Annotated in this window: 28 protein-coding genes and 1 pseudogene; 14 read left to right on the forward strand and 15 right to left on the reverse strand. The window is 45.7% G+C overall.

Annotation, left to right across the window (positions count from 1 at the left end; all coding sequences use genetic code 11):
* Positions 1-176: 176 nt before the first annotated feature.
* Positions 177-506 carry a TusE/DsrC/DsvC family sulfur relay protein gene (locus ACVA6Q_RS20570; protein WP_338164353.1) on the forward strand — a complete coding sequence of 110 codons (330 nt, stop codon included), beginning with the start codon at positions 177-179 and terminating at the stop codon, positions 504-506.
* Positions 507-542: 36 nt separating this feature from the next.
* Here the strand turns inward: ACVA6Q_RS20570 and yccX are convergent, their stop codons facing one another.
* The gene (yccX, locus tag ACVA6Q_RS20575; protein WP_353496139.1) at positions 543-818 is read right to left on the reverse strand and encodes an acylphosphatase; all 276 of its coding nucleotides are present in this window, start codon (positions 816-818) and stop codon (positions 543-545) included.
* 149 nt (positions 819-967) lie between these two features.
* Here yccX and ACVA6Q_RS20580 point away from each other — a divergent pair, with 149 nt between their 5' ends.
* From ACVA6Q_RS20580 to ACVA6Q_RS20595, 4 genes are all read left to right on the forward strand, one after another.
* Positions 968-2,158, forward strand: a complete 1,191-nt coding sequence (locus ACVA6Q_RS20580) for a class I SAM-dependent methyltransferase (protein ID WP_446648784.1) — start codon at positions 968-970, stop codon at positions 2,156-2,158.
* A gap of 430 nt (positions 2,159-2,588) precedes the next feature.
* Positions 2,589-3,869 carry a TolC family outer membrane protein gene (locus ACVA6Q_RS20585; RefSeq protein ID WP_446648815.1) on the forward strand — a complete coding sequence of 427 codons (1,281 nt, stop codon included), beginning with the start codon at positions 2,589-2,591 and terminating at the stop codon, positions 3,867-3,869.
* 2 nt (positions 3,870-3,871) lie between these two features.
* Complete coding sequence (locus tag ACVA6Q_RS20590) at positions 3,872-4,495, forward strand: OmpA family protein (RefSeq protein ID WP_353496137.1); 624 nt, start codon at positions 3,872-3,874, stop codon at positions 4,493-4,495.
* Between the two features lie 122 nt (positions 4,496-4,617).
* Entirely contained in the window at positions 4,618-4,977 is a 360-nt protein-coding gene (locus tag ACVA6Q_RS20595) for a DUF2750 domain-containing protein (RefSeq protein WP_353496136.1), read from the forward strand.
* A gap of 63 nt (positions 4,978-5,040) precedes the next feature.
* Here the strand turns inward: ACVA6Q_RS20595 and queC are convergent, their stop codons facing one another.
* Positions 5,041-5,727, reverse strand: coding sequence for a 7-cyano-7-deazaguanine synthase QueC (gene queC / locus ACVA6Q_RS20600; protein ID WP_446648785.1), 687 nt, complete (start codon positions 5,725-5,727; stop codon positions 5,041-5,043).
* 20 nt (positions 5,728-5,747) lie between these two features.
* Positions 5,748-6,428, reverse strand: a complete 681-nt coding sequence (gene queE / locus ACVA6Q_RS20605; protein ID WP_446648786.1) for a 7-carboxy-7-deazaguanine synthase QueE — start codon at positions 6,426-6,428, stop codon at positions 5,748-5,750.
* Between the two features lie 149 nt (positions 6,429-6,577).
* On the opposite strand from queE, the gene yidA reads away from it, so the two are divergent.
* Both yidA and yegS read left to right on the forward strand, forming a co-directional pair.
* Complete coding sequence (gene yidA / locus ACVA6Q_RS20610; protein WP_446648787.1) at positions 6,578-7,381, forward strand: sugar-phosphatase; 804 nt, start codon at positions 6,578-6,580, stop codon at positions 7,379-7,381.
* 53 nt (positions 7,382-7,434) lie between these two features.
* A complete protein-coding gene (gene yegS, locus ACVA6Q_RS20615; protein WP_446648788.1) occupies positions 7,435-8,328 on the forward strand; it encodes a lipid kinase YegS in 894 nt (297 codons plus the stop codon).
* 11 nt (positions 8,329-8,339) lie between these two features.
* Here the strand turns inward: yegS and ACVA6Q_RS20620 are convergent, their stop codons facing one another.
* The 4 genes from ACVA6Q_RS20620 to ACVA6Q_RS20635 all read right to left on the reverse strand — a co-directional run bounded on the left by ACVA6Q_RS20620 (position 8,340) and on the right by ACVA6Q_RS20635 (position 11,198).
* Positions 8,340-8,810 carry an RES family NAD+ phosphorylase gene (locus ACVA6Q_RS20620; RefSeq protein ID WP_353496131.1) on the reverse strand — a complete coding sequence of 157 codons (471 nt, stop codon included), beginning with the start codon at positions 8,808-8,810 and terminating at the stop codon, positions 8,340-8,342.
* Positions 8,810-9,253 carry a type II RES/Xre toxin-antitoxin system antitoxin gene (gene parS, locus ACVA6Q_RS20625; RefSeq protein ID WP_446648789.1) on the reverse strand — a complete coding sequence of 148 codons (444 nt, stop codon included), beginning with the start codon at positions 9,251-9,253 and terminating at the stop codon, positions 8,810-8,812. The genes ACVA6Q_RS20620 and parS overlap by 1 nt, the downstream gene beginning before the upstream one ends.
* Positions 9,254-9,376: 123 nt before the next feature.
* Entirely contained in the window at positions 9,377-10,285 is a 909-nt protein-coding gene (gene nagK / locus ACVA6Q_RS20630; protein WP_446648790.1) for an N-acetylglucosamine kinase, read from the reverse strand.
* Positions 10,286-10,436: 151 nt separating this feature from the next.
* Positions 10,437-11,198, reverse strand: coding sequence for a tRNA-uridine aminocarboxypropyltransferase (locus tag ACVA6Q_RS20635; protein ID WP_446648791.1), 762 nt, complete (start codon positions 11,196-11,198; stop codon positions 10,437-10,439).
* Positions 11,199-11,267: 69 nt separating this feature from the next.
* Between ACVA6Q_RS20635 and ACVA6Q_RS20640 the strand changes: the two genes are divergently transcribed.
* Positions 11,268-12,068, forward strand: coding sequence for a sterol desaturase family protein (locus ACVA6Q_RS20640; RefSeq protein ID WP_446648792.1), 801 nt, complete (start codon positions 11,268-11,270; stop codon positions 12,066-12,068).
* A 33-nt stretch (positions 12,069-12,101) separates the two neighbouring features.
* On the opposite strand, the gene ACVA6Q_RS20645 is transcribed toward ACVA6Q_RS20640, so the two are convergent.
* Positions 12,102-14,147, reverse strand: coding sequence for a methyl-accepting chemotaxis protein (locus ACVA6Q_RS20645; protein ID WP_446648793.1), 2,046 nt, complete (start codon positions 14,145-14,147; stop codon positions 12,102-12,104).
* 143 nt (positions 14,148-14,290) lie between these two features.
* Between ACVA6Q_RS20645 and ACVA6Q_RS20650 the strand changes: the two genes are divergently transcribed.
* Positions 14,291-14,761, forward strand: a complete 471-nt coding sequence (locus tag ACVA6Q_RS20650) for a C40 family peptidase (protein WP_446648794.1) — start codon at positions 14,291-14,293, stop codon at positions 14,759-14,761.
* Positions 14,762-14,801: 40 nt separating this feature from the next.
* Here the strand turns inward: ACVA6Q_RS20650 and ACVA6Q_RS20655 are convergent, their stop codons facing one another.
* Positions 14,802-15,146 carry a DUF3802 family protein gene (locus ACVA6Q_RS20655; protein WP_042498691.1) on the reverse strand — a complete coding sequence of 115 codons (345 nt, stop codon included), beginning with the start codon at positions 15,144-15,146 and terminating at the stop codon, positions 14,802-14,804.
* A gap of 179 nt (positions 15,147-15,325) precedes the next feature.
* Between ACVA6Q_RS20655 and ACVA6Q_RS20660 the strand changes: the two genes are divergently transcribed.
* Positions 15,326-16,192, forward strand: a complete 867-nt coding sequence (locus ACVA6Q_RS20660) for a fructosamine kinase family protein (protein ID WP_446648795.1) — start codon at positions 15,326-15,328, stop codon at positions 16,190-16,192.
* Between the two features lie 10 nt (positions 16,193-16,202).
* On the opposite strand, the gene ACVA6Q_RS20665 is transcribed toward ACVA6Q_RS20660, so the two are convergent.
* The 6 genes and pseudogenes from ACVA6Q_RS20665 to ACVA6Q_RS20690 form a co-directional block, all read right to left on the reverse strand.
* On the reverse strand, positions 16,203-16,661 hold the full coding sequence (locus tag ACVA6Q_RS20665) for an HAD family hydrolase (protein ID WP_446648816.1): 459 nt from the start codon (positions 16,659-16,661) through the stop codon (positions 16,203-16,205).
* Positions 16,662-16,721: 60 nt separating this feature from the next.
* Positions 16,722-17,258, reverse strand: a pseudogene (locus ACVA6Q_RS20670) (GNAT family N-acetyltransferase); the annotation flags it as partial.
* Complete coding sequence (locus ACVA6Q_RS20675; protein ID WP_353496122.1) at positions 17,255-17,632, reverse strand: GFA family protein; 378 nt, start codon at positions 17,630-17,632, stop codon at positions 17,255-17,257. The gene ACVA6Q_RS20675 and the pseudogene ACVA6Q_RS20670, both read right to left, overlap by 4 nt.
* 12 nt (positions 17,633-17,644) lie before the next feature.
* Entirely contained in the window at positions 17,645-18,373 is a 729-nt protein-coding gene (locus ACVA6Q_RS20680; protein WP_353496121.1) for an SDR family oxidoreductase, read from the reverse strand.
* Between the two features lie 5 nt (positions 18,374-18,378).
* Positions 18,379-18,978 carry a LysE/ArgO family amino acid transporter gene (locus tag ACVA6Q_RS20685; RefSeq protein ID WP_353498689.1) on the reverse strand — a complete coding sequence of 200 codons (600 nt, stop codon included), beginning with the start codon at positions 18,976-18,978 and terminating at the stop codon, positions 18,379-18,381.
* A 71-nt stretch (positions 18,979-19,049) separates the two neighbouring features.
* On the reverse strand, positions 19,050-19,241 hold the full coding sequence (locus tag ACVA6Q_RS20690; protein ID WP_353496120.1) for a CPXCG motif-containing cysteine-rich protein: 192 nt from the start codon (positions 19,239-19,241) through the stop codon (positions 19,050-19,052).
* 101 nt (positions 19,242-19,342) lie between these two features.
* Here ACVA6Q_RS20690 and ACVA6Q_RS20695 point away from each other — a divergent pair, with 101 nt between their 5' ends.
* The 4 genes from ACVA6Q_RS20695 to ACVA6Q_RS20710 are packed head-to-tail and all read left to right on the forward strand — an operon-like array spanning position 19,343 to position 24,435.
* On the forward strand, positions 19,343-20,359 hold the full coding sequence (locus ACVA6Q_RS20695) for a nucleoside hydrolase (RefSeq protein WP_446648796.1): 1,017 nt from the start codon (positions 19,343-19,345) through the stop codon (positions 20,357-20,359).
* A 32-nt stretch (positions 20,360-20,391) separates the two neighbouring features.
* A complete protein-coding gene (locus ACVA6Q_RS20700) occupies positions 20,392-21,744 on the forward strand; it encodes a hypothetical protein (protein WP_446648797.1) in 1,353 nt (450 codons plus the stop codon).
* Positions 21,744-23,183, forward strand: coding sequence for a hypothetical protein (locus ACVA6Q_RS20705; protein WP_446648798.1), 1,440 nt, complete (start codon positions 21,744-21,746; stop codon positions 23,181-23,183). The genes ACVA6Q_RS20700 and ACVA6Q_RS20705 overlap by 1 nt, the downstream gene beginning before the upstream one ends.
* Positions 23,176-24,435 (forward strand): cysteine dioxygenase, encoded by a 1,260-nt coding sequence (locus ACVA6Q_RS20710; RefSeq protein ID WP_446648799.1) that lies wholly within the window; start codon positions 23,176-23,178, stop codon positions 24,433-24,435. Before ACVA6Q_RS20705 ends, ACVA6Q_RS20710 begins: the two co-directional genes overlap by 8 nt.
* The last annotated feature ends 52 nt before the right edge of the window (positions 24,436-24,487 follow it).

Genomic DNA, 24,487 nt, shown 5'->3' on the forward strand with positions numbered 1-24,487 from the left:
AGTTCGTAAGTTACATAGATTGTATGAAGCCCGAGACAATGTCTCGGGCTTTTTGTTTGCCTATGAACGCTAGAAAATCAAAACGGAATAGAAAACCTAAACATCACACAGCACTTGATAAACAAGATAAACCTAAGCTAACCTTGCGTCGATGATCCTCAACTAGATTGCAAATCATGTTTGAATACAACGGAAAAACCATCGATACCGATGCAGAAGGCTACCTACTCAATCATCAAGATTGGGAGCAAGGTATGATCACTATTTTGGCAGAGCAAGAAGGCATTGAAGTGACAGACGCTCACTTAGAAGTGGTTCTATTTGTTCGCGAGTTCTATGAAGAGTTTAATACCTCTCCAGCAGTAAGAATGTTGGTCAAAGCCATGGAAAAAGCACATGGCCCGGAAAAAGGTAACAGTAAATACCTATTTAAACTGTTCAAGAAAGGCCCAGCAAAACAAGCAACCAAACTTGCCGGCCTTCCTAAACCGGCAAAATGCTTGTAATCAAGCCTTCTATTTAATGACATAGCAGCGCTATGACTACATGATGACAAAGCCAGTGTAGGTTTTTGTTTGCTCACAAGGCTCTCTGGTTACCGAGTCTACGCTCGCCGTCCTAGGGCCTTTTAACAGCCACTCACACAGCGCCTCAACCTTCGATTCGTCTCCGCAAGCCACCACCTCTACCGAACCATCGTGGAGATTTTTAGCATAACCGGTTAGCCCTAGTTTTAATCCTTCATGGCAGGTGTGATAACGAAAACCGACACCTTGAACCATGCCGGTGACAATCAACTTCTGACAATACTGCGTCATAATTACTCTCCTAGATCCATCGCGTGCTATGCTGATTTTAGTTCAGAATGAGGTATTGACGTTTTAACTCATCAAGCCAATTTGCATTTATTTGAAACTTCACACAAAATACCCCACCTTTTCTTCGTTTCAACATCGTAAGGCATACCATGGCATCAGCTATCCACCTTGTAAAAGGCCGTGAAAAATCACTCCGACGCAAACACCCTTGGGTTTTCTCCAGAGGCATCTCTCGTGTCGATGGCACTCCAGAACTTGGCGAGACAGTTGACGTGTATGCGCACAACGGTGAGTGGTTGGCAAAAGCCGCCTACTCTCCAAACTCTCAAATTCGTGCGCGTGTATGGAGCTTCACCAAGCAAAACATCGATGTGGACTTCTTCATTGAGCGTATCCAGCAAGCACAATTGCTGCGCGAAGACATCATTGAGCGTGACGGTCTTACAGGCTATCGCTTAATTGCAGCTGAATCTGATGGTTTGCCAGGTGTAACCATTGACCGTTATGGCGACTTTCTCGTTTGCCAATTACTCAGTGCTGGTGCAGAACACCAGAAAGAAACTCTCGTTAAAGCGTTGAACCACTGCTTCCCGAATTGCTCTATCTATGAGCGCTCTGATGTATCGGTGAGAAAGAAAGAAGGCTTGGAAGAGCGCACTGGCGTACTATTTGGTCAATCACCAGATGAACCGGTTGTTATTGAAGAGAACGGCGTGAAAATTAGTGTCGACATCATCAACGGTCATAAAACTGGCTTCTATCTTGACCAACGTGACAGTCGCTTTCAAGCACAGAAGTATGTGAAGAACAAAGAAGTACTCAACTGCTTTAGCTATACAGGTGGATTCGGCCTTTACGCACTTAAAGGTGGCGCTAAACGAGTTATCAACGCCGATGTATCTCAATTGGCACTGGATACAGCAAAACACAACGCTGAACTCAATGGCTTTACTGAAAAGAAAAAAGCCGTATTCCTAAATGCTGATGTGTTCAAACTATTGCGCGAGTATCGTGACCAAGGCACCAAGTTTGATGTTGTCATTATGGATCCGCCAAAGTTTGCCGAGTCAAAAGCGCAGCTCAATGGTGCTTGCCGCGGTTACAAAGACATTAACATGCTCGCGATGCAAATCCTTAAACCTGGCGGAACATTACTCACCTATTCTTGCTCAGGCCTTATGGATGGTAATCTGTTCCAAAAAATCATTGCTGATGCAGCACTAGATGCAAATCGCTCAGTGAAGTTTGTTGAACGCTTTGAGCAAGCAAGTGATCACCCAATCGACACCGCTTATCCAGAAGGTTTCTACCTTAAGGGCTTCGCTTGTAAAGTGCTATAGCAGCCAAACGCTAGATTCAACTCTATTTCTCTCCCAGCCAACCTAACTTAGGTTGGCTTTTTTGTTTCTGCTGTCTCAAAAACAAGAAACCTTTTCATTGTTTTAATTGCATTGGCCAATTTCTTTACTATTTTCAATAATATGTACGGGTAGATCACTGTTGATGCGATGAAATAGGCGCCAGTCTTACATTAGATACATAATCTAGACAAATCGACATTGAAAAGCACCTAGCTCTCGCTATAGTTAGTACTACAGTGGGTAACATTTTGACTTGGCTGAATTTATTCCCAAACTACTGAGTGAAGCAAAGATGCGAACACTTCCAAACATACTTGAGCTCGATGAATTCATGCTAAAGCTCCTCACAGGCAAAGGATCAAGGAGAAAGACTTTGAATAAGCTTACCACGACCGCAGCAGCTTGTTTTATGGCTCTTAGCCTCCCTGTTAGTAGCCAAACTCTTGAGCAAGCCGTTGCTTACACGCTCAAAACCAACCCAGATATTAAAGCTGCGTACAATGAGTATGTCAGTAAGCGATACGATGCAGACGCCGCGGTTGGTGCCTACCGTCCAAAAGTTGATTTAGACGGTGGTATTGGTTACGAGAAAACAGATTTTGACAGAGAAAACTCCATCCCTCGAAACGAAAGTCTCACCAGAAAGGAAGTTGGAATCTCTCTTACTCAGCTCATCTGGGACGGTAACGAAACACTAAACGACATTGACCGTACTGCGGCAGAAGCCGAATCAGTACGCTATCAGCTCCTCGCTGATGCCTCAGATATCGCGTTAGAAGTCGCTCAAATCTATTTGGATTCAACCAAAGCTTACGAAGTGCTTGCACTGTCTGAAGCGAATTTGGATGTTCACAAAAAGATTTACTCAGATATTAAGAAGCGAGTTGATTCCGGTATTGGTTCTACGGCCGATCTATCTCAGGTTGAAGCTCGTATCGCGAAGGCTCACGGTAATCTGCTAGCCGCTCAAAACAACCTTTTTGATACTCACACTCAGTTTAAACGCCTTGTAGGACAAGCGCCTCTGGGGCTTAAATACCCAAGAGCCGATGAGGTAGCTATTCCACTTTCAGTCGAAAATGCCCTAGAAACGGCAATGGAAAGACACCCTGTTATCAAGATTTCTCAGGTAGATGTAGACTCAGCGCGTTTCCAATACCAACAAACCAAAGGGGTTAACTACCCTACTTTCTATATCGATGCTGGCCACAACTGGCGCGATGATGCTGGCGGCAACATAGGTACCGATAACGAAACCCGAGCCATGCTGCGTATGCGCTACAACTTGTATAACGGTGGTTCGGATTCAGACCGCAGTGAATCGGCAGCATACCAGCTTAACAAGGCAAAAGACTTCAGAGACAGAACCTATCGTATGGTTGAAGAAGGACTGCGACTGTCTTGGACGGGACTCGAGTTTACCGTTCAGCAACGTGAATTTTTATCCGACCACGTGGATTCAGCGTCTGACACCGTGGTTGCCTATCAAAAGCAATACAAGATCGGTAAGCGTACTCTACTTGATGTGCTGAACACCGAGAACGAGTTATTTGAAGCTCGAAAAGGCTATTTAGATGCCAAATACGCTGAGCAATTCGCGCGCTACCGAGTCATGAACGCAGCAGGTGCCCTGCTTGATGCGCTGCGCGTCGATACGCCGTCGGAATGGAATGAGAAAGTGGAGTATTAATCATGAAACTACAGAGAAAACTGCTCATCTGTGGGCTAATGGTATTGCCACTTACCGCTGTGGCCTCCAACGAAGAAAACGATAAGTACGAATATATTCCAACACCAGTTGCAGATCAGAAAGCAGATTTAATTGATGACGACGGAGACGGCGTTATCAATGCAAGAGATCTATGTATCACTACGCCGCAAGGCGCAGCACTCGATAACGACGGCTGTGAAGAGTACATCGACGTTTCAAACACACTGGCATTGCGTATCTTGTTTGATAACAACTCAACCTACATCAAGCCAGTGTTCCAAGATCAAATCAGTGAGATGGCGGACTTCCTAAAAGAGTACCCAGAAACCAGCATTGAAATTCAAGGTTTCGCGAGTATCGTCGGCAATACTGACAAGAATATGCTGCTTTCACAAAACCGCGCCGATGTCGTAAGGCAGGCCATAATAAGCAATGGTATCGACCCAAGCAGACTCACTATCGTTGGTTTTGGCGATACGCAACCTGAAGAATTAGGCGACAGTGAATTTGCTCATGCAATGAATCGTAAAGTCGTCGCTTCAGTGGTCGGCTACAAGGGTGAGGTCAAAATTGAATGGACGATATTCACCAAAATCGGCAAGTAGCCTAGTTCTCCATCAATCAGACATAAAGCGCTCTTCTAGAGCGCTTTTTTATTGCCAATTCATTTAGATATTAATGATCTCATGCTAGTCTTGTAAGCAGTTCTTACTATGAGTAGATAACAATGAGCAAATTAACGTCTGATATCGAACAAAACCTAAAGCTGTTTATTGAAGAAACAAGCAAAACCCAACTTGTATGGGGTCTTCGCAACGAAGATGGTTGGTTGGCGTGTGATTCGACCGAGTTCGAAAACAGTGAAGTAATGCCTTTCTGGTCGTCAGAGGAAGACGCAAAAACTCACAACGTTGAAGAGTGGGCGGATTTTGAAGTACTGCACATCCCCCTTGATATCTTCGTTGAAGATTGGCTACTGACATTGGACGAAGACGGCGTATTGATCGGCACGAACTGGAACGCTCAGCTAGACGGTAAGGAAATGGAGCCTTCAGAGGTTGCTAAGCTGTATCTAAAACTTAACTAATCAGTCCACTGTCGTTTTGAATAAACGTAGTAGATAATAAAGAGGCGCATCATGCGCCTCTTTTTAGTTTGATTTCTCTTTAAGTGATTGCATCACCGCTTGCTGATTATCGAGATAATGGTTTAGGCCATTTGCTCGCAGCTCACATGATGGGCAATCACCACAACCATCACCAACGATGCCGTTATAACAGGTCAGCGTCTCGTTACGAACAAGCTCTAGCGCATCATATTTGTCTGCCAGTGCCCATGTTTCGGCTTTATCTAGCCACATTAGTGGTGTAACGATATCCAGCTCTCTATCCATACCCTGCATCAAAGCACTGTTCATTGCCTTAATAAAGTCATTGCGACAATCTGGGTAGCCAGAGAAGTCGGTTTCACACACACCCGTGATAACCGCTGAAGCGCCAATTTGATAAGCGTAAATACCAGCTAAGGTTAGAAAAAGAATATTACGACCCGGAACAAACGAGTTTGGTAAGCCATTTTCTTGCAGCTCATGAGAGACAGGAATGTCATCACGTGTCAGTGAGCTGATGGCCAATTCATTGAGAAGACCTACATCCATCACTTTGTGTGCTTTTACGCCAAGCTTTTCTGTCAAAGCTTGTGCAACTTCGATTTCTAGCTTGTGTCTCTGACCGTAATCAAACGTGATTGCGTGTACTTCATCATACTCTTTTAATGCTTGCACCAAACACGTGGTCGAGTCTTGGCCACCACTAAAAACTACTACTGCCTTCTTCATTACCATCTCCATATTTGGTGTTATGCAATATTTAAGTATTTATGCGTTTGTACCGACAAACGCCAGTTACGCGCGATACACGTGCTCATACAAAGCTCTGTCGCGCGTGGCTTTTGGCTAATTGGCTGCAGCGCAATCACCACATCCGGTTTTAACGCCACACCGTCAAGCAACGCATCAAGCTGTTCAATGTTGTTATCCGTCGCCACAGGATGTTTAATTTCATTCGCTCGCTCTAGCGCTGAGGTAAGCACTTCGCGTTTGCCTTTCATGGCGATCTTAGGTGACACTGTCACCCAGGTATTCTCAGTGACTCTCACTTCTGACGTGCCGCTGGTTTCGATTTGGCAACGAGCATCGATAGCCTCAAACGCCTCACAAAGGGGCGTTAAGTCATATTCGCAAGGCTCACCACCAGTAATGACAATATGCTTCGCTGTAAAGCCCTGGGCTTGATACATAGCAACGATCTCATCTGCGCTGACATCACTCCAAGTAGGGCTATCACCTTGCTTAGTGATGATTTCGCCGAACGCGCGCTCATCTTCTTGCTTTGCTTCCCAGGTCTGCTTGGTATCACACCACGCACAACCCACATTACAGATCTGTAGACGAATGAATACCGCAGGAACGCCAGTGAACACGCCCTCTCCTTGAATGGTTTCAAACATCTCATTGATCTTGAATTGTTTACCGCTCATTAAATTTTGCCATTTATGTAAGATGAGCAGACCTTAAAGGATGCGCGCTAGAAATTCAACATTAACCGGACGACAAAATCACTGGCAGTCTGCGGCTAATTTCCCTATTCTGATGCGGTTTTGTTTTATTTCTTTTTTAGGTAAGTCACGTGTACAAACTCATCGCTATCGATATGGATGGAACCCTACTCACATCCGACAAAAACATCACCCCTCGTACCAAACAAGCCATCGCTGCTGCTAAAGCCAAAGGCGTTACGGTCGTTCTTGCTTCTGGCCGACCACTTAACGGTATGAAGGATGCACTTGTAGAATTAGATTTAACAGAGCAAGACGACTTTGTTATTCACTTTAACGGCACCTACGTTGAAAAGGTCAAAAGTGGTGAAAAGCTTCACGAGCAGCCACTAACAGGCAAAGATGCTAAGCGTATTGCACGTCTTGCAAACGAACTAGGGCTACACTGTCACGCGTTCAGCACGCAGATCGGATTGATTACCACAGAAGCTAACCCATACACCGACCACGAAGCAGAAATCAATAAGCTCGACTTCACTGTTTATGACTTTGAACGCTTAGAAGATGACCATGAAATCATCAAAGCGATGATTGTTGGCGAGCCGAGCAAACTCACTGAAGGCATTGCCAAGATTGACGCATCGTATCACGATGATTACACCATCGTTCAAAGCGCCCCATTCTTCTTAGAGTTCTTAAACCCACTCAGCAATAAAGGCGAAGGCGTTAAAGTCATAGCCGATCACCTAGGTATTCCTTACGAGCAAACCATGTGCTTTGGTGATGCCGAAAACGACCATCACATGATCAAGTTTGCTGGTAAAGGTGTCGCGATGGCGAATGCGATGGAAGCGACCAAAGCGATTGCCGATTACATCACAGACAGCAATGATGATGACGGCGTAGCAAAAGCGATTGAGAAATTTGTGCTATAGTTTTTCGTAATATCGCTGCACTCAGTGCTAACTCGCTGTTTTAAGGAAAGAACATGACCATCCGCCTACTACTAAACGGTAAAAAAGCTGCTCAAGAAGACATTCGAGAAGCCGTCTATCAACTTCGAGAACAAGGGCATCAACTTGAGGTTCGCGTGACGTGGGAAGGCGGAGATATTGAAAGGTTAGTACAAGAAGCCGGTGCTAATGGTGTCACACGCCTCATCGCAGGCGGTGGTGACGGCACCATCAATGAAGTGGTCGATGCCCTGCTCAAACAAAAACTTTCTCACATCGAGTTAGCTGTCCTACCACTCGGTACGGCTAATGACTTTGCTACAGCCTGCGAAATTCCAACTCTCTCCCCTTATGATGCTCTGCATTTAGCACTGTCCGGCCAAGCCACGTTTATCGACGCGGCATCGGCTAATGAAAGACACTTTATCAATATCGCCACGGCCGGATTTGGCGCTCAAGTCACCGCTAATACACCCGTAGCTTTGAAGAACTTCTTGGGTGGCGGTGCTTATACCCTTGCAGGCCTTGTTCAAGCGATTAATTTTCAACCTTTTAGCGGCAGAGTATTGTATGACGGCAAGGAAGTAGACAGTCATGTTGTCGTCGGCGCTGTATGCAACGGCAGAATGGCTGGCGGCGGTCAACCTTTGTCACCCAACGCTATGCTCAATGATGGGCTGCTTGACGTGGTGTCATTGGAAGAGTTTACGCCAGGCGATATTCCCGCAGTGGTCGATGAGCTGCTCCAACAACCCGAGTTTAGTGGCACGTTTGTAAAGCGAAACCAAGTGAAAACATTGGAGTGGATTTCTGATTCAGTGATGCCAGTAAATCTCGATGGCGAACCACTAACATCAAAGCACATCAAGTTCAGTGTACTGCCAAACGCCATCAAGCTAGTGCTTCCGGCTCACAGCCCTGTCGTTTAACCTTGATTATCTTAACCAAGCAAACGAGGATCCGGCTCAAAGTTGAGCTTAACGACGTTAAGTTTCTCTAAGTCAAAATCAGGATGAGCGAGATTTAGCAGGCAATTGAACTCTCGCGGTACGATAGTCGAAGGGATTTTAAGAAAAAGACTTATGTCACTGCCTATCCATTCATCACCAATTTGTGCGGTCGACGCCGGTGCCGGATCTTCTTGCCAGTCATCCGGCAAATAGCTTTGGTCAAGTTCGATGATCGCATTATCGTCCACATCAATACGATACAACTCATAGTCATTGAGTAGCTCAGAATCGTTGAGATGCACCAGCACTTCTAAAATAGCCAATGACTCGGACGTTGCGAGATACACACATCGCATGCCTGCCGAGTTCCATCGCCCACCATAGCGCCGCGCCCCCTCACCATCAAAGACTTGCTCTATGCTTGTGGCGAATTTTCTCTTTACAATTCGATACAACTGCATTAATTGAAAACGCCATGCTCTAGGCGGCCAATTACGCTTAGTACTTCTTCGGTTTCAGCACTGGTTTTCAACATGTCGCTCGGCGCGATATGCCCTAATGCCTTCACTGGGTTGTGCATCCACTGAAACGCTTTGATTTTATTGTTCTCAAACAAACGCAGTGACGCATTGTAGACTTCGGCATATCGGTAAAGCCTGTCACTTTCATCTGAAGAGAATTTACCATCCTTCGCTCGGCGGCTCAGTGTTGCGCTTTTGATGTTGGTGATACGAGCGAGCTCTTTTTTCTCTATCCCCGTCGCTGTCGCGAGCTTTTGGTAGGTTGCAAAGTCGAAGCCTGCTTCAATCGCTTCATAGAGTTTGCGCCCTCTTGGAGGCACGCCAATCTGCGACCAAAAGCTAGCCTTTGAACGAGAAGGAACGAATTTAGTTGAAGCACTCATTTAAACCACCACTTGATACACTCTTAACGTATCAAATGATAGATCACTTTCGCTTTGACGACAACTCCCACCTAAAAACAGAAAAGGCGACCCACTGGGTCGCCTTACTTAAAACGATGGCAATTACTTAATGTTCAAGAATGCTGCGCCGCGAACGCCGCCCGAATCGCCGTGTTTCGCTTTCATAATCTTAGGGCATTTAGCCACAGACATTAAATATTTTGGCACGCGCTTAGGCATTTCTTCATAAATCAAATCGAAGTTAGACAGGCCACCACCAAGTGTCACGACATGTGGATCATTTCCGGTGAAGATGTTCGCAAAGCAGATAGCCAACAGTTCCATGAACATGTCGACAAATTCAGTCGCCTCTGCATCACCAGCTTCACGCGCTTTAATAATATCAATCGCTTTCTTGCTCTCGCCATAATAATTAGCATAAAGAAGCTCAAAGCCACGACCTGACAAGTAATTGTCCAAGCAACCTTTTTTACCGCAACCGCAATCCAGAAGAGGTGCTTTTTCTCCTAGATGGAACCATGCATCAATAGGCAAGCGCATATGGCCTAACTCACCAGCAACGTTGTTACGACCTGAGAATACTTTTCCTTCGTAAATCAAACCGCCACCAAAACCAGTACCCAGGATTAACCCCATCACTGAAGGCGAATCTTTAAGTTCATCATCCCAAGCTTCAGAAAGCGCAAAACAGTTTGCGTCATTTTCTAACTTCACTTCACGACCAATTTTTTGTTGTAGATCGTGACGTAACGGTTTGCCTTTCGCACAGCCGATATTTACTGTCAATACAGTACCGTCGTCCGCATCTTCCATACCAGGAAGGCCGAGACCTACTTTGCCTTCCGTACCCAACTCTGCGTCGTATTTCGCAACTAAGCCCGCTAACGTATCGACCAATACTTGGTAATCATCAACTGGTGTTGGAACGCGCTCAGTGGCAACACGTTCTAGTTTTTCGTTGAAAGCACCAAACTCAATTTTTGTGCCGCCGACGTCAAAGCCGTAATACATGAAACTCTCCTTGAAACCTCAATACGAAGTAAAAAATTTAGACAATTGATGGCATTATCCATATCCCTACCCCCTCAAACCGTGATGCAGCCCCAATTTATACCTTTGCTTACATCGCTTGGTTAACAAGTCGTCACCTAAATGGGCACTATTAGAGCAACATCTCGTTTTTTATTAGAGCTATGAAATTATTTAACTCTGGACGAGTGAGATCAGAAGAGAAACGAGTCTTACTTAACATGTAACTTTCACGAAAAGCAGCAAACCAAAGCGCGAGTGTATTGGCGGTTTTCTCTTCGCCAAATTGCTCAAATACTAAACTGGCCACTTCTGCGGTCGCTAGGTGGTCTTCATTCTCAGACTTGCGCATTACGTAATTCGACACTGCTTCTGGTTTGATAGAACAAACTGGGAACCTGTCCAAATACGGCGATTTGCGAAACATTCTTCGTGCTTCGCGCCAACTGCCATCCAAAAAGATAAACAGTGGCTTTTTACCTTCAGATAAAGTCGTATTTAACTCAGATTGCGCACCCATTTCTAGAACACGTGTTTTATCATCTACATAATCTTCTGGAAAGATTATAATCGGCTGTAAGGTCTCATCATTTAACACCGCCAACATGTCTGCATTTGGCTCGGTACGATGCCAAGGAAACGCATAGCCTTGCTCAACCGTATCAAGTATCAGACGCCCAGTGTTGCTTGGTTTTAAAATCTCTGCATCAGAGACCAACAGCATGACCGCAATATCAAGGTTCGGTGCGGGTTGGTGTTCGCAGATACAGTATTGCTTGGCGATTTGGCAGGTTTTACAACGTTCAACTTTTGCTCCGCGGGCGTTGAATGGTTTGGTGGCTGCGGCAAGTCGCTCGTCATACATGGCGTGGAAGGCGTGGCGTCTCATAATCATGGTACTTTGACAAAAGGTGGCGGGATTCTACTCTGCCAACGTGCGTTAGTAAAAGGAAACTCAATAGCAATGGAAAACAGTGACACTATTCGCCTAGCGATCTTTCTTTCTGTATTAGTGCTCTGCGCTGTCTGGGAGTGGGCAGTCCCAAGAAAGGCGCGAACGCGCAGCCGTTTACTGCGTTGGAGTAACAATCTCGCGCTGGTAGGGTTTAACTCTTTAACCTTAGCGGTTGCCATGCCCCTTTTAGCGATTGAAGCATCTTTGCGCGCGGCTCAACTTCAAGTGGGGCTTTTCAACCACCTTGCCTTGCCCTTATGGCTGGTAGTACCAATCAGCGTCATCTTGCTTGATGGCGTTATCTACTTTCAGCATGTCGTGTTTCATCGACTGCCCATACTTTGGCGATTACACCGCATGCATCACGCGGATAGAGATATAGACGTCACCACCGGTGCTCGCTTCCACCCCATTGAAATTGTGCTATCGATGTGGATCAAAATTGGCGTGGTGATGGCGCTTGGGATCCCACCTGTTGCAGTATTGGTGTTTGAGATTGTTCTTAATGCGAGCGCGATGTTTAATCACAGCAATGCCAAGCTGCCTGCAGCCGTAGACAAAGCTCTAAGAAAAATCGTGGTGACTCCGGATTTTCATCGCGTTCATCACTCGGTAATACCCAAGGAGACACACTCCAACTTTGGTTTCTTTTTGTCGGTATGGGATCGCTGGTTTGGCACCTATCGCGCTCAGCCAGAGCTTGGACACGATAAGGTGGAGATAGGCATTCCAGAATTTGCGGCTAAAAACGAGCAAAGGCTGGATAAGTTACTTACCCAGCCTTTTAGGAACGATCGCGAGTCTAATTAGGTTAAACCGCTATTCGTTTAAACTGCTGTTCGTTCAAACGGATAGACGATTGAGCTCGTACTTGTGAAGCATTGCTTGCTGGTGGCCTGCGATATCAGCCACCTGCTCAGCACTTTCAACCATAGACTCAAGCTGCATATTTGAATGCTCACCTTGGTCGGTGACATGAACAATGGCGCGCCCTACTTCTGCTGTCGCTCGCTCTTGCTCTTCGGTTGCCACAGATACTTGCTCCGCTCGTTCTCGAATATGATTCACAGACAGCGCAATATCTGAGAACGACGTTTTAACTCGCTCACTAGAATCTAGGGCGTGATTCATTTCAGCTCGAGACTCGATAACAGATTGTCTCGAATCTTGGGCGGCGTCCATCAGCTCAGCCATCATTTGGCGAATATTGGTGGTTTGCTCTGAGGTATCGCTCGCGAGCTTGCGTACTTCATCCGCAACAACGGCAAAGCCGCGTCCCATTTCACCCGCTCGCGCCGCTTCAATGGCAGCGTTGAGCGCTAACAAGTTGGTGTTGTCTGCAATACCACTGATCATATCGACCATTTCTTGGATTTGCTTTACTTTACCATCCAACTCATTCATCGAGGTTTCATTGTTGCCGAGTGTCGTTTCAAGGGTATGCAAACGTTGCTGATTCTCCTCGACCGCTTTTAGCCCCAGAGAAGCAAACTCTTCTGCCTGCTGCGAATCAGAAAATGAGGACGTCGTCACGGTCGCGATTTCTTTGATTGACGCTTCCAACTGAGTCACTGTAGCAACCATGCTATCGAGAGATTCGTTTTGCGCTAGCAAACTGCTTCGCGTCGATTCTGCTGCGCCATGACTGATTTCTGCGGTTTGGTACAAGGTTTCACAGTTACGCGTAACCACTTCGATTGAGTCATGGGTCGACTCAATAACCTGATTCAACTTTCTGGCAATATCACGCATTTCCGAGGGACCTGAAAGCTCTACGACGCCCGTTAAGTCGTGCTCAACCAAACGTTTTAGCTGCCTAGTAATACTCTTAAGTGCGCGATTAACCCAGCGGCGCAGCCCAAAGAACAATCCAAAAACAACCATCACTAACACGGCTGTGGTAATGATTAGAGTGTAAATATTGGTTTGAATGGTGCTGTTTACCACGGATTGGCTCTCATCAATGAGGCCTTCCGCTGTTGTCGAAATGGCTGACAAGATCTGCGTGGTCTCATTTGCCAGCACAGCGGCTTTGGCGAGTTCTTCACGCTGTGTAGTCGCAATCTCCAATCGTTCAATGATCTGACGAACCACACCGCTTTGCTTAAACCCTGCTTTCACCATGTCATAGGGCGCAGTGAAACTTGGGAACTCGCTGATTTCTGGATGCCATTCTTCAAACTGATCGTAAGCTAAATTGATGCTTGCATAGCGATTGCGCATCTGACGATATTCACCATTGGCCTTTTTCAGATCGGTCTGCATCATCAGCATCAAGAATGCGCTCTCTAGAGAACTAGCAGCCGTCACCACTCGTGTAGCGGCATCGGCCGAAGACGGATTGTTTTGTGTAAACAGCAAGCTGATGCGATTCATTTCTTGACCAAGTGTACTGATGGCATATCGAAAGCCGGCCACTTCTTTATCGATATCTGCACTCATGGCCAGTATTTGCGATTGGTATGCCAGAATCGCTTGAGTGCTTCTTTGAAGTTCAACAATTTTCTGCCCAAGGAGCTCTCGTTGCTCCTGTGTAACGGCATTGCCCAACTCCGAGGCAATGGCGAATAGGTTTTCAACCTTTTGATTACTTTGCTCGACAAGCTGCGTGATGCGTTGGCGGGTCTGCTCTAACTCTTCTGTCGACTCAAGCTGTGTACCATAGTTAAGCAGTTTTACTTGTTCCAGTACATCTTGCGTCAATGCGGCATTATTAAGAGACAGTGGAAGGGCTTTTTCTGATAAATTGTCAAACTGTTGCTTAACTTGATTAAGGCCATTAGTGCTAAGTACACTCACACCGACAAAAATTAGAATAATTGTTAAGAAGATAGCACTCAAAGAGTGAATCAAAGAGATGGCACGTTTTCCCTTGTCTGGGGTTTTCATAAACAATCCGTCGAGCTGATCCATTAAACGGTAACCAAATAAGTAATAGGTTCGTACTATTTAATAACTTGGTATAGAATTATCAGGATATTAGTAATCCTTAGTGACATTTTTATTACGTTTAGATGTAAGCAGTGTGACAGATGAAATTTGTTAAATTATTGATTTTATACGGTATGGTGGTTTTCGTATCGGCGTGCTCTAGTCAGCCAGAGCGAGCGGAACACACAAGGCAACACTACAATACCCCAGATAATGCGCCCTTCCTCGCTGAATATAAAAAATGGCAAGGTGTTCCATATCGTTTGGGCGGCACCAATTATTCCGGTGTTGACTGCTCAGCATTTGTTCAAGCGGTTTATCAAGACGCCTATTCTCTCTCATTACCACGGACTACAGCGCAGCAAGTCAAAGTAGGTGAAAAAATCGCCTACAATAGTGCGCAAAGTGGAGATTTAGTCTTTTTTAAAACTGGTCGAAAAACCCGTCACGTAGGAATATATTTAGGTGGCAATACGTTTATGCATGCTTCGACATCAAAAGGGGTGGTGCTTTCTCGCTTAGATAACCCATACTGGGCATCGACGTTTTGGCACTTTAGAAGTGTTCAATAACGTTTCTCTCTGTAATTCGATACAGAGAGAAACGCCTAGATTAATCGTATTTTGCCACCGCAGTGTCAAATAGATTTTTTACTAGTGCGATATATTCCTCAAGAAAAGCGACTTGTTCATTGGTCGCTTTTTTGTTCCAAACGCCCGCTAACACTTCTTCCAGATCCTGGATAACTAAATCCACTTCCTTAAGAAGTTTAAAGCGTACACTGGCATGAAGCTCTGGGTTTTGTTCGAAGACCGCCATAATATTTGAGGCAACCATATCCGTTGATACGTCCTCAATGGTCTCTTCTCCTGTATCCCCCAACTCTGAGGTAAACACACTTAGATTGAGCGCAAGGTGTTCAATAAGTGCTTGATAGCCGTCAGTATCTACAACCACGACTGCTCTCCTAGCAATGACAATAATGACAAGATCTTCACCATAGCAAACCTAGGTCACGTTTGTAAGAACACAAAGGAAAATTCGGGTGTCACGTCAATGATTCTGTGCGCTGACAGTATGTTATGTAAGCAATATTGTTCTACACTAGCCATAGTGTTGGCAGGTGGGAGACGTTTATGTGGCAAGCAATTTCAGATCAGCTTTCAGAAACTCTAATGTTTGAGTTCAATATCTCCGAGCGCATTAAAATGAGCGGTGGGGACATTAATCAGTGTTACATGATCAGCGATGGTGATCAGCGTTACTTCGTCAAAATCAATGACAAAGACTTTATCGCGAAATTTGAAATCGAAGCCGACAATCTCACTGCCCTAAGAGAAACCAACACGGTTCATGTACCTGAACTGGTTCACATTGGTAAAACCAAAGAGTGTGCCTTTATCGTACTCAATTACATACCTGTCAAACCCTTAGATACTGGCCCTGCCAGTTACCAGCTTGGAGAGGAACTTGCCAAACTACACAAGTGGGGCGAGCAAAAGGAGTTTGGGTTCGATCAAGACAACTATATTGGCACCACACTGCAACCTAATCAGTGGCACAAAAAGTGGTCACGCTTCTTCTCTGAGCAGCGAATTGGCTGGCAACTTCAGCTTCTAAAAGAAAAACAAATCACATTCACAGATATCGATGAATTTGTTGAGCTGGTTAACGAACAGCTTTCCGGGCACAATCCCAAACCGTCTTTACTACACGGTGACCTTTGGTATGGCAATGCGGCTAATACCGCGTTTGGGCCAATATGCTATGACCCGGCGAGCTATTGGGGTGATAGAGAATGTGATTTAGCAATGACAGAGCTTTTCGGCGGGTTTAGGCAGGAGTTCTACGACGGATACGAAAGTATTTTGGCGATCGAGCCTATGTACGAGTACCGCAAGCACATCTACAACTTGTATCATGTGCTCAATCACTGCAATTTGTTTGGTGGTGAATATTTGGATCAAGCAGAGAAGCTTATCACCACCATCCAATCATCGTAATCGCCACCTTTTAGTCGAGGTCAACCAAAGACATGCGGCTTTGCTCCCGATAGAGAATATCTTCTAATCGAGCAAAGCCGTTTTCATTATGTGAAATAGAACTCACATTAAGCCAGTTCGTTCTCAATCCCGCACGCCTTGCTGGCAGTATATCTCGTTCAAGTTGATCTCCAGTCATTACGAGTTGACTGGTATCTGTATTGAGCTTAAAGGCAATGCGTGGGTAAAAATCCTCATCATCTTTGCCGACACCAAGGTTGCTGAAACAGAAGTACCCAGATAAGTATTCAGCAAGCTGCGCTCTTTCAAAGGCTCTTTTTACATCCTCTTCTGCAGAATCTTTGGCATTGGTTGCGACATAAATGGGGCAGTATTTTGCAAGCCCACTTAATAGCGCTTTCGCCCCCTCCACCTGCTGAATTTTTGGCCAATCGCACATCTTGCCACTTTGGCTGGGGTCATCGACCATGAGTGTATCGCCCCAATCAAACAAGTAAATATGATCACGTTGACGCCAAAGCTTTTCTAGTTCACGCCACTCCTCTCGCAGCACGCCATACTTAACGCTGTCGTAATAGTGCCCTTGATAGTAACGAACCTTGCGCAGGCGCGCTTCCTGGGTCATACCAAGTTTTAGCGCACACTTCATCATTCGCGGATTGCCGCTCCATGTAGTCAGCCCTACTCGCTCTATATCTAGAGTATTGAACAGATAACTCACCCATGGGATCAGCGCTTTCATGCCAATGCCACAGCCCCAAAGTCGGGAGTCATAAACCAGTACTCCAACTTCAAGCCAACGGGTTTTTTGGTCTTCCCAGTAACAACTTACCGTTCCGACGACTCTTTGATGATACTCAATAACAAGCGCTTCATTACCCAACATGAGTTTGGAGAAGTAACCCTCGCTAAATTGCTCACGCGTTGGACGCTGATAACCAAAGTAAGGACCATTAAGCTCCGTCCAAGCTTCATCCTCTGTCATAAGTTGATAGAGCGGTTCAAAGTCTTGCTCAGTAGCGACCCGAAGCGTGATATCTTGAAAACTCAACCTCTCTTGATTCATACCTTGCGCACCTCACTTTCATCAAGAAAACACCAAGACTCAGCTCCATCGAAATATTTAACCTGGGTAGATTTAAGGCCATCCGCCATTCTAAAGTTGATGGCCGTTCTCGGGGTCGATGAGCTATCAGCAGACTCATAATGAGTAACGCAACCACACACAGCGCAGTGATGAAAATCGATACAGCCATCCCCCCAGCGATAAGCTACTGTCTCTTTCGCTATTTCAACCATCACGTCTTTTGGTTGAAAATAACCCCAAAGCGCGGCATAGCGTCGACAAATTGAGCAATTGCAGCAGGTGACCGATTCAGGCCAATGGTCAAAAGAAAGCTGCACATTTCCACAATGACAACTGAGCGCTTGTTGTTTCATACATTTGTTTCCTTACTTTCCGCCAGATACATCCACGAATGTGCCCGTCACAAAAGAAGCCTCTTCTGATATCAGCCATGAAATTGCATTGGCAACTTCCTCCGCTTCACCTCCCCGGCCGAGCGGGATCTGCGACTCTAATCGTTTAACTCTTTCTGGCTCTCCGCCATCGGCATGCATTTCCGTATTAATCAGTCCCGGGCGCACCCCGTTTACACGAATATTTCTACCGGCTAATTCGGACGCTAACCCTCTAGTAAGAGTATCCACCGCTCCTTTACTGGCGGCATAATCCAGGTACTCAAATGGTGACCCGGTAACCGATGCTCGAGAAGAAACATTCACTATGCTTCCCCCATTCATGTATTTAATTGCTTCACGGGCGCATAGTAGTGTTCCAGTCACATTAGTCGCTAAGATTTGAGTAATACGCTCCGCGGTAATCTGCTCAAGGGTGCACTGCGTACTTAAGATCCCTGCATTATTCACTAACCCATATATCTCGCCATGCTCTGCATAGATGGAGTCAAACATGGAAACAACTGAATCCTCACTGGCAATATTCACCTGATAACTACACGCTTCTCCACCATCTCGTCGTATATCACTAACCACCTGCTCTGCTCGCTTGGCGTTTGATAAGAAGTTAACGACCACTCTATAGCCTTTAGCCGCTAACAGTTTGGATGTAGCAGCGCCAATGCCTCTGCTTCCACCGGTAACCACAATTAATTTACTCATTTCCACTAACCTGAAATCAAAGACAATGCAATCGCCAGCATGATAAAGCCCACTAGCCCCTCCAAAATCTTCCATGAAATAGGCTTATGAAAAATTGGAGTGAGGAGCCTGGCACCATAGCCAAGCGAAAAGAAAAACACGAATGAGGCCGTTACCGCACCAAGGCCAAACGAGAATTGCTGAGGGGCATATTGCGTTGAGATAGAGCCTAGAAGAACGACAGTGTCTAGGTAAACATGAGGGTTGAGCCATGTTAATGCTAAACAAATAAGCACTGTTTTCATCAGACTGGCGTTGCTATCCCCTTCAGGATCTAGCTGATGGTTGCTTGAAATTGCAGAGCGAAAACTCTGAAAACTGTAGATAAAGAGAAATGCCGCGCCTGCATATCGAGCAACCGTTTCGACAGAAGGATAGGCTTCAATCACTGCTCCAAAGCCACTCACACCGGCGGTAATCAGCAAAGCATCAGAAACCGCACAGACCGCGCAAACTGCAAATACATAATGGCGTTTTAACCCTTGCTTTAAGACAAATGCGTTTTGTGCGCCGATAGCGAGAATTAACGATAAACCTAACGAAAAACCGGTAAAAAAGACCCCAATATCCAAACCAACTCCGAGTTACATCCATATAACAATCTGATGTTTTAGCGCGTAGTTAGTTGAATTTCAATCTAAACCTCGTTCTCATGCCGTACAGTCACAAACACGTCTTCACTTTCTAGGGTAACTTCAAACAAAATTGGGCGACAGCAGACATAGCAGTCTTCAATGTACTCCTGATTGTCCAACGTGCAATCAATAGAGGTCTCAAACGCCTCCCCGCAATAAGGGCAGTTCACCCGCCATTCTCTGATCGCTTCCATATTCCAATCCTGTTGCTTTTTATCAAGTTTAGAATTTTAACGAGACATTAACAAATCTTGTCCTAGCCTCTATGTGCACAAGCACATATAAGGAGATCACTGTGAATGTTCTAATCGACACCGACGTCGACTTCGATGACTACATGGCAATGCTGTATCTACTGCTACACCCCGAAGTCAATGTGGTTGGAATTTCCGTCACTGGTACAGGTGATGCACACCTCAGTCATGGGCTACACAACGTTAGCAACATGCTCACGCTAACTGGAAAAGCGGCAGACTTACATATACCAGTCGTCAAAGGGTTTAATGCCCCCATGCGATACAGCAACACCTTTCCCGGTGAAGAACGAGAGGCTGCCGATAACCACTACGACACTCCGTTTCCACATCAAAACATGCATCGTGATTACATAGATGCGATTCCTTTTTTAGAAGAATACATCTTAAGTGCCTCAGAACCCGTTTCGCTACTATGTATCGGTGGTGGAACCACATGGGGGCGATTTCTTGAATACGCAAAAGACAAGCCTAGTTTGTCCAAAGCGTTAAAAGACAAAATCTCTCAAATCATAATGATGGGAGGCAACCTAACGAGTGAGTTCGTCGAGCCTGGTGCTGAAGGGAACATTCAACCAACCTTGTCAGAGCCACCTTGCTATTCCAACAAAGTGGCTGAATGGAACATTTTTGTCGATCCCTTAGGCGCTCAGACAATCATTGAAAGTGATTTGAATCTTACGCTCGTCGCACTCAATGCAACCCAGCAAGTTCCAATTACTCAAGCTTTTGTCGATGAGCTGAATCAAATAGAAAACAACAGTGCACGCTTTCTCACTCAGGTATTCAACAGCCAGTCTATTAAAAAAGGCATTGGCAAGTACCTCGACTTTTGGGACCCCCTCGCCGCTTCAGTCATCACTAATCCTCAATTGATTCAAACTCAATCTTTTCGAATTCGAGTCGAGCAAACCTTAAATGAAGAAAACGATACTTCGGGACAGATTTTGGTCGATCACAACAATGGTTCGTCAGTAAACATTGCCCTTTCGGCCGATGCTGACGCTACCTATCGCAATTATCTAAATACTATAAATAGTGACACCGTCACAAAATAAACCACATTTACGTCAGAACACTAGGAAGCATTATGATACAGATAAACATAAATCGCCTATTACTCACTCTGTGGCTAGCGACCACATCTTTCATAGCGTTTGCAGAATCCCCAGCATGGAATAATGCTGTAAACAAACCACCCACAAATTGGCAGGGGCCTACTTTCAAGCTTAGCGATCAATACCCCACTGAAATGCCAGCAGCCTGCACAGATGTCACGTGCCCTTGGCTAAACATCGACCTTTTCTCTAAGTCGAAAGGTGTCGACTTTAGCGACTCTGGTATTCCAGACTGGTCTAAAGAACCCAAATACAAGGATTATATAACCAGCATCCTCGACTACATCAAACAAGGTCAAACCCGCGACCTCAACAATGACCAAGGATTGATCGTCGACGTAGACGGTCAAACACGATGGTTTCACATACCATGGATGGCTTATGCAAAAGAAACCGGACGTGAATTTGTTCATGGACTCACTAATGAGCGTACCGCTCATTTAAGCGACTTTTATGGTGTAGGTGGCCCTAGCGATGGCGAAGGACGTGGCTTTGAAACGTGGGCTGTGGGTATGTACAACGATATCGGTGCGTACACAATTGGCCAAAGTTTTGATAAAAATGGCCAGCCTATCTTAGAGACAGTTAACGGAATCACCTCGACTAAAGGTATGCCGTTCAAAGAAGGCACTGTGGTCGTCAAATTCCTGTTTTCTAGTGTTACGCCTACTGATGTGGAGTACCTCAAAGGCTCTCCTAAATGGCAGGCTAACCGTCATAAAGAAACAAGCGACAATTTTGATAAGTGCAGCCGCACAATTCAAGATGTTCACCTCGTTCAGGTTGATGTCGCGGTTGTCGATAGCCGCTCGCCTACCCGATGGGTCTACGGCACATACGCATACATCAACAACGGCGGAACGACGGTTTGGGATAATCTTCAACCAGTTGGGCTCCAATGGGGTATGGATCCTTGGACATTCCCAGCCGTACCAAAATCTGAATCCATTACTGCGCGTCAAAGCGTCCTCAACAAATCCATTGAGAAGTATGAGCACTTTGGTTGCGAAGACCGCTTAGCAGGCCCCGTAGATAACAAACTCAGCTCTTGCTTATCATGTCATGCTGGCGCATTTGCCAATGTAGATGATACCAACCCTCAAATGGGTGTCACTATTCCCCCTATTTTTGGTTTTGACGGTCTATGTAACCAATACAGCCAAGAGAACGTTAACTACTTCCAAACGACACAGTTCCCGCAAGCTTATAGCGGTGGAAACTATCCAAACCTACTTAATCTAGATACGTCTTTGCAAATGCAAATCGCCGTTCAACAGCATGCGATGTTCGCTGCGAACATGCCAAGAGAGTGTGAGGACAAGTAATGAAAGCGAACCTTATTGCATTAACTCTCTTTACATTGTGTGCAAGTCAAGCACTTGCAGAGAGTCAGGACGAGCTATACCACCATCTTGAACCCAAACTCTCTGGGCACCTGCTTGCCGAAGTGCCCTCGCAACCTTTCGCCGCTTCTGGTGTCGTCAAGAGACCATTCTTCGACTACTTCAACTGGCAAAACTTTATTGCGTTAATGTGGCCATCGAAAGCCAACTCCCATGGTGAACCATTTGAACCCAACAATACGGCCGTTTTTGGTCATTACTCTGATGGGAAGCTTCCCGTATGGCTTGGGTGGAAATCCGCATTTGACCTATTTCCACAAAATGGTGATAAGCCCGTAGCGTGGACAGCTCGCAATGGTACGGCTATTTGCAAAAGTGGAGATTACGAAGGACAACCGGTTTTGGTTAGCGGTTCCAAATTCAGTACGGTTGCAGATGAGTTAGACCAAGCCTTTGGAGGGCCTTTGGTCGATCAAACTGGTCTATTTACCCGCTACGAAGTAAGAGTAAACAAAGTTGAATACGACTTTATTCGAGAAAACGGCTATTACAATCGTAGCGAGTGGCCTAACGAGGCCATCATCATGCCATCAGGTAACGGAAAGGATAAAGAAGGTGTTATAGAGGTCAAAGCCGCATGGCGCGATCTCAGCAAAGTAAGCCCGAAGTTCCACTCTCGCTTCTTTACGCTTGATAACGCTGTCGTATCCGTACCAGGTACCTGTGATGACGATAAAAATGCGATGATGCGCTGTGATTGTACTACGACCAAGGTTGGTCTTGTTGGTTTTCATATCGCCCAGAAAACGCCCGACTTCCCACAATGGGTTTGGGCTACCTTTGAGCAAGTCGATAACCTTGGCGAAGATCCATCCACACCCGCAGAGATGACGCCATCCTACTACGACCCTACCTTGTATCAGCGTGAAGCCTCAGTTTTAAGAGCCAATCCCGCGCAACACCCCGGAGCAAGCCGAGTACCAGAACCTGGAGACTTTTCTAATACGACACCCATCAATGTGGTTCGCCTTAGCCAAATTCCTGATACTCCTTTGCGCGAAGACCCTAACAAGCTTGGCTATTCGACCACTGATATGAATACTCGATACCGCAACCTGCTAAAAGGAACCGTTTGGGAGCATTATCAACTAATTGGTTCACAATGGCCTCAATTACCCTCTATTTCTGCCAAAACACCCACCGATGGAGACTTTGGATGTGAAGACGGTACACCCGTTCAAGCGGGCGGCATGCCATTTCCTGAGTGCCAATTGGCCAACATTACTATGGAGACGTATCACCAATACGATAGCTGTATGAACTGCCACCAAGGTGCACAAAGAGCTGGAGCTGATTTTAGCTGGATCCTCGCTACTCGAGCCTATGACGACACTAATTCAAAAGGAAATGACAATGACTGACAAGACAAAAACCAATAACCCATCCTTAGCCAGTAGTACCGATTTTAGCCATACCAAAAAGCTAGAAAAGGAACTCATTGTCAGAGGGCAAGGCGTTGTCGCCGTAGCGGCGAGTACTGATTGCGAACTCAACTTCTTAGAATTTTGCTTTGGTGAAGGAAAGCGAGCAATGAAGCTCTCTGTAACCAGTATTTCGACAACGATACAAGGGTTAGATGGTTCTGGAGATTGGGTAATACTGGCTGCGAACCATCATGGCATCGATCGCGATCCGCAATGTCAATATTGGCTCAGTATCGATGGTAACAACGCCGTCGTTCGCTATGGTAAAGGTGAGATACGCGGTAATACCGTCTTGTTGGAATACGGGCTTAAACAAGATGAGCAATATCTTCGTGCCAATGATATTGATAGCGAAGCTGATAGCTGGCTTAAAGAAGTGAAAGACGTCGATATTCTGGCTTCAGATAACCGCCTTACCGATAAGGTTCTCATTGACCCCGTAACCATCGACCCTCCGCTGTTTGTCGCCAAAACAGACGATATCAGTATGGATGACATCGCCTTCCAGCACAAAACCGTTGCAGAGAACTTAACCCCAGCCTGTCAGCAGCTGTACGCCAACATCTCAGGTAAGCAATTTACCCTCAATACACAAGCCTTCCCGCAGTTTGAGCAGGCTATTAACGAGAGTATCAATGACGTCAATGGCTGGTGTTATCAAACGCTCAAAGCTAAGAAAAACGAGTTTGGGGACGACCCAAGCGAAAGCTATTTGCGGATCACTATGGGAGTGAATCAAGGTGAATCACCGGGCATCCCTTACGTTATGGAAATATGGCCGAGCGAACATCGCTCTCCCATTCACAACCACGGTGATGCTAATGCCATCATCAGGGTGCTGGCAGGTGAAATCACAGTGAATCTATTCGCAATGCTATCTAAATTTCACGACAATCCGACGCCATTTGCCACTCAAGTGTTTAAACAAGGCGAAGTCACCTGGTTATCACCGGGTCTAAATCAAATTCACCAACTTGAAAACAACGCGAGTGATGGCAATGCTTGCATTACTATTCAGTGCTACCAGTACAGCCGTGATAATACTCAGCATTACGAATATTTCGATTACCTTAACCCAGAAAATCGCACCATCGAGCAGTTTACGCCGAACAGCGATATGGGCTTTCTAGAGTTTAAAGCGCGTATGTGGCAAGAGTGGCGTGAGCGCCATGGAAGTGAAATTGATTAGGATAAACATGGTTCACCAGTGGTGCGCAGGCATCACTGGTTCTTTTCCTGTA

It is taken from the genome of Vibrio sp. DNB22_10_4 (genome assembly GCF_052879755.1).

Coding starts and splice junctions, on each gene's coding strand:
- ACVA6Q_RS20635 (WP_446648791.1), bottom strand. CDS start 11,198: ATGATTATGAGACGCCACGCCTTCCACGCCATGTATGACGAGCGACTT.
- ACVA6Q_RS20620 (WP_353496131.1), bottom strand. CDS start 8,810: ATGCAGTTGTATCGAATTGTAAAGAGAAAATTCGCCACAAGCATAGAG.
- ACVA6Q_RS20710 (WP_446648799.1), top strand. CDS start 23,176: ATGACTGACAAGACAAAAACCAATAACCCATCCTTAGCCAGTAGTACC.
- ACVA6Q_RS20660 (WP_446648795.1), top strand. CDS start 15,326: ATGTGGCAAGCAATTTCAGATCAGCTTTCAGAAACTCTAATGTTTGAG.
- ACVA6Q_RS20690 (WP_353496120.1), bottom strand. CDS start 19,241: ATGGAAGCGATCAGAGAATGGCGGGTGAACTGCCCTTATTGCGGGGAG.
- yegS (WP_446648788.1), top strand. CDS start 7,435: ATGACCATCCGCCTACTACTAAACGGTAAAAAAGCTGCTCAAGAAGAC.
- yccX (WP_353496139.1), bottom strand. CDS start 818: ATGACGCAGTATTGTCAGAAGTTGATTGTCACCGGCATGGTTCAAGGT.
- ACVA6Q_RS20680 (WP_353496121.1), bottom strand. CDS start 18,373: ATGAGTAAATTAATTGTGGTTACCGGTGGAAGCAGAGGCATTGGCGCT.
- ACVA6Q_RS20595 (WP_353496136.1), top strand. CDS start 4,618: ATGAGCAAATTAACGTCTGATATCGAACAAAACCTAAAGCTGTTTATT.
- ACVA6Q_RS20705 (WP_446648798.1), top strand. CDS start 21,744: ATGAAAGCGAACCTTATTGCATTAACTCTCTTTACATTGTGTGCAAGT.
- ACVA6Q_RS20645 (WP_446648793.1), bottom strand. CDS start 14,147: ATGAAAACCCCAGACAAGGGAAAACGTGCCATCTCTTTGATTCACTCT.
- queE (WP_446648786.1), bottom strand. CDS start 6,428: ATGAGCGGTAAACAATTCAAGATCAATGAGATGTTTGAAACCATTCAA.
- ACVA6Q_RS20665 (WP_446648816.1), bottom strand. CDS start 16,661: ATGGTCGATGACCCCAGCCAAAGTGGCAAGATGTGCGATTGGCCAAAA.
- ACVA6Q_RS20700 (WP_446648797.1), top strand. CDS start 20,392: ATGATACAGATAAACATAAATCGCCTATTACTCACTCTGTGGCTAGCG.
- ACVA6Q_RS20675 (WP_353496122.1), bottom strand. CDS start 17,632: ATGAAACAACAAGCGCTCAGTTGTCATTGTGGAAATGTGCAGCTTTCT.
- ACVA6Q_RS20650 (WP_446648794.1), top strand. CDS start 14,291: ATGAAATTTGTTAAATTATTGATTTTATACGGTATGGTGGTTTTCGTA.
- nagK (WP_446648790.1), bottom strand. CDS start 10,285: ATGTATTACGGCTTTGACGTCGGCGGCACAAAAATTGAGTTTGGTGCT.
- ACVA6Q_RS20590 (WP_353496137.1), top strand. CDS start 3,872: ATGAAACTACAGAGAAAACTGCTCATCTGTGGGCTAATGGTATTGCCA.
- ACVA6Q_RS20570 (WP_338164353.1), top strand. CDS start 177: ATGTTTGAATACAACGGAAAAACCATCGATACCGATGCAGAAGGCTAC.
- parS (WP_446648789.1), bottom strand. CDS start 9,253: ATGAGTGCTTCAACTAAATTCGTTCCTTCTCGTTCAAAGGCTAGCTTT.
- ACVA6Q_RS20580 (WP_446648784.1), top strand. CDS start 968: ATGGCATCAGCTATCCACCTTGTAAAAGGCCGTGAAAAATCACTCCGA.
- ACVA6Q_RS20585 (WP_446648815.1), top strand. CDS start 2,589: ATGGCTCTTAGCCTCCCTGTTAGTAGCCAAACTCTTGAGCAAGCCGTT.
- queC (WP_446648785.1), bottom strand. CDS start 5,727: ATGAAGAAGGCAGTAGTAGTTTTTAGTGGTGGCCAAGACTCGACCACG.
- ACVA6Q_RS20640 (WP_446648792.1), top strand. CDS start 11,268: ATGGAAAACAGTGACACTATTCGCCTAGCGATCTTTCTTTCTGTATTA.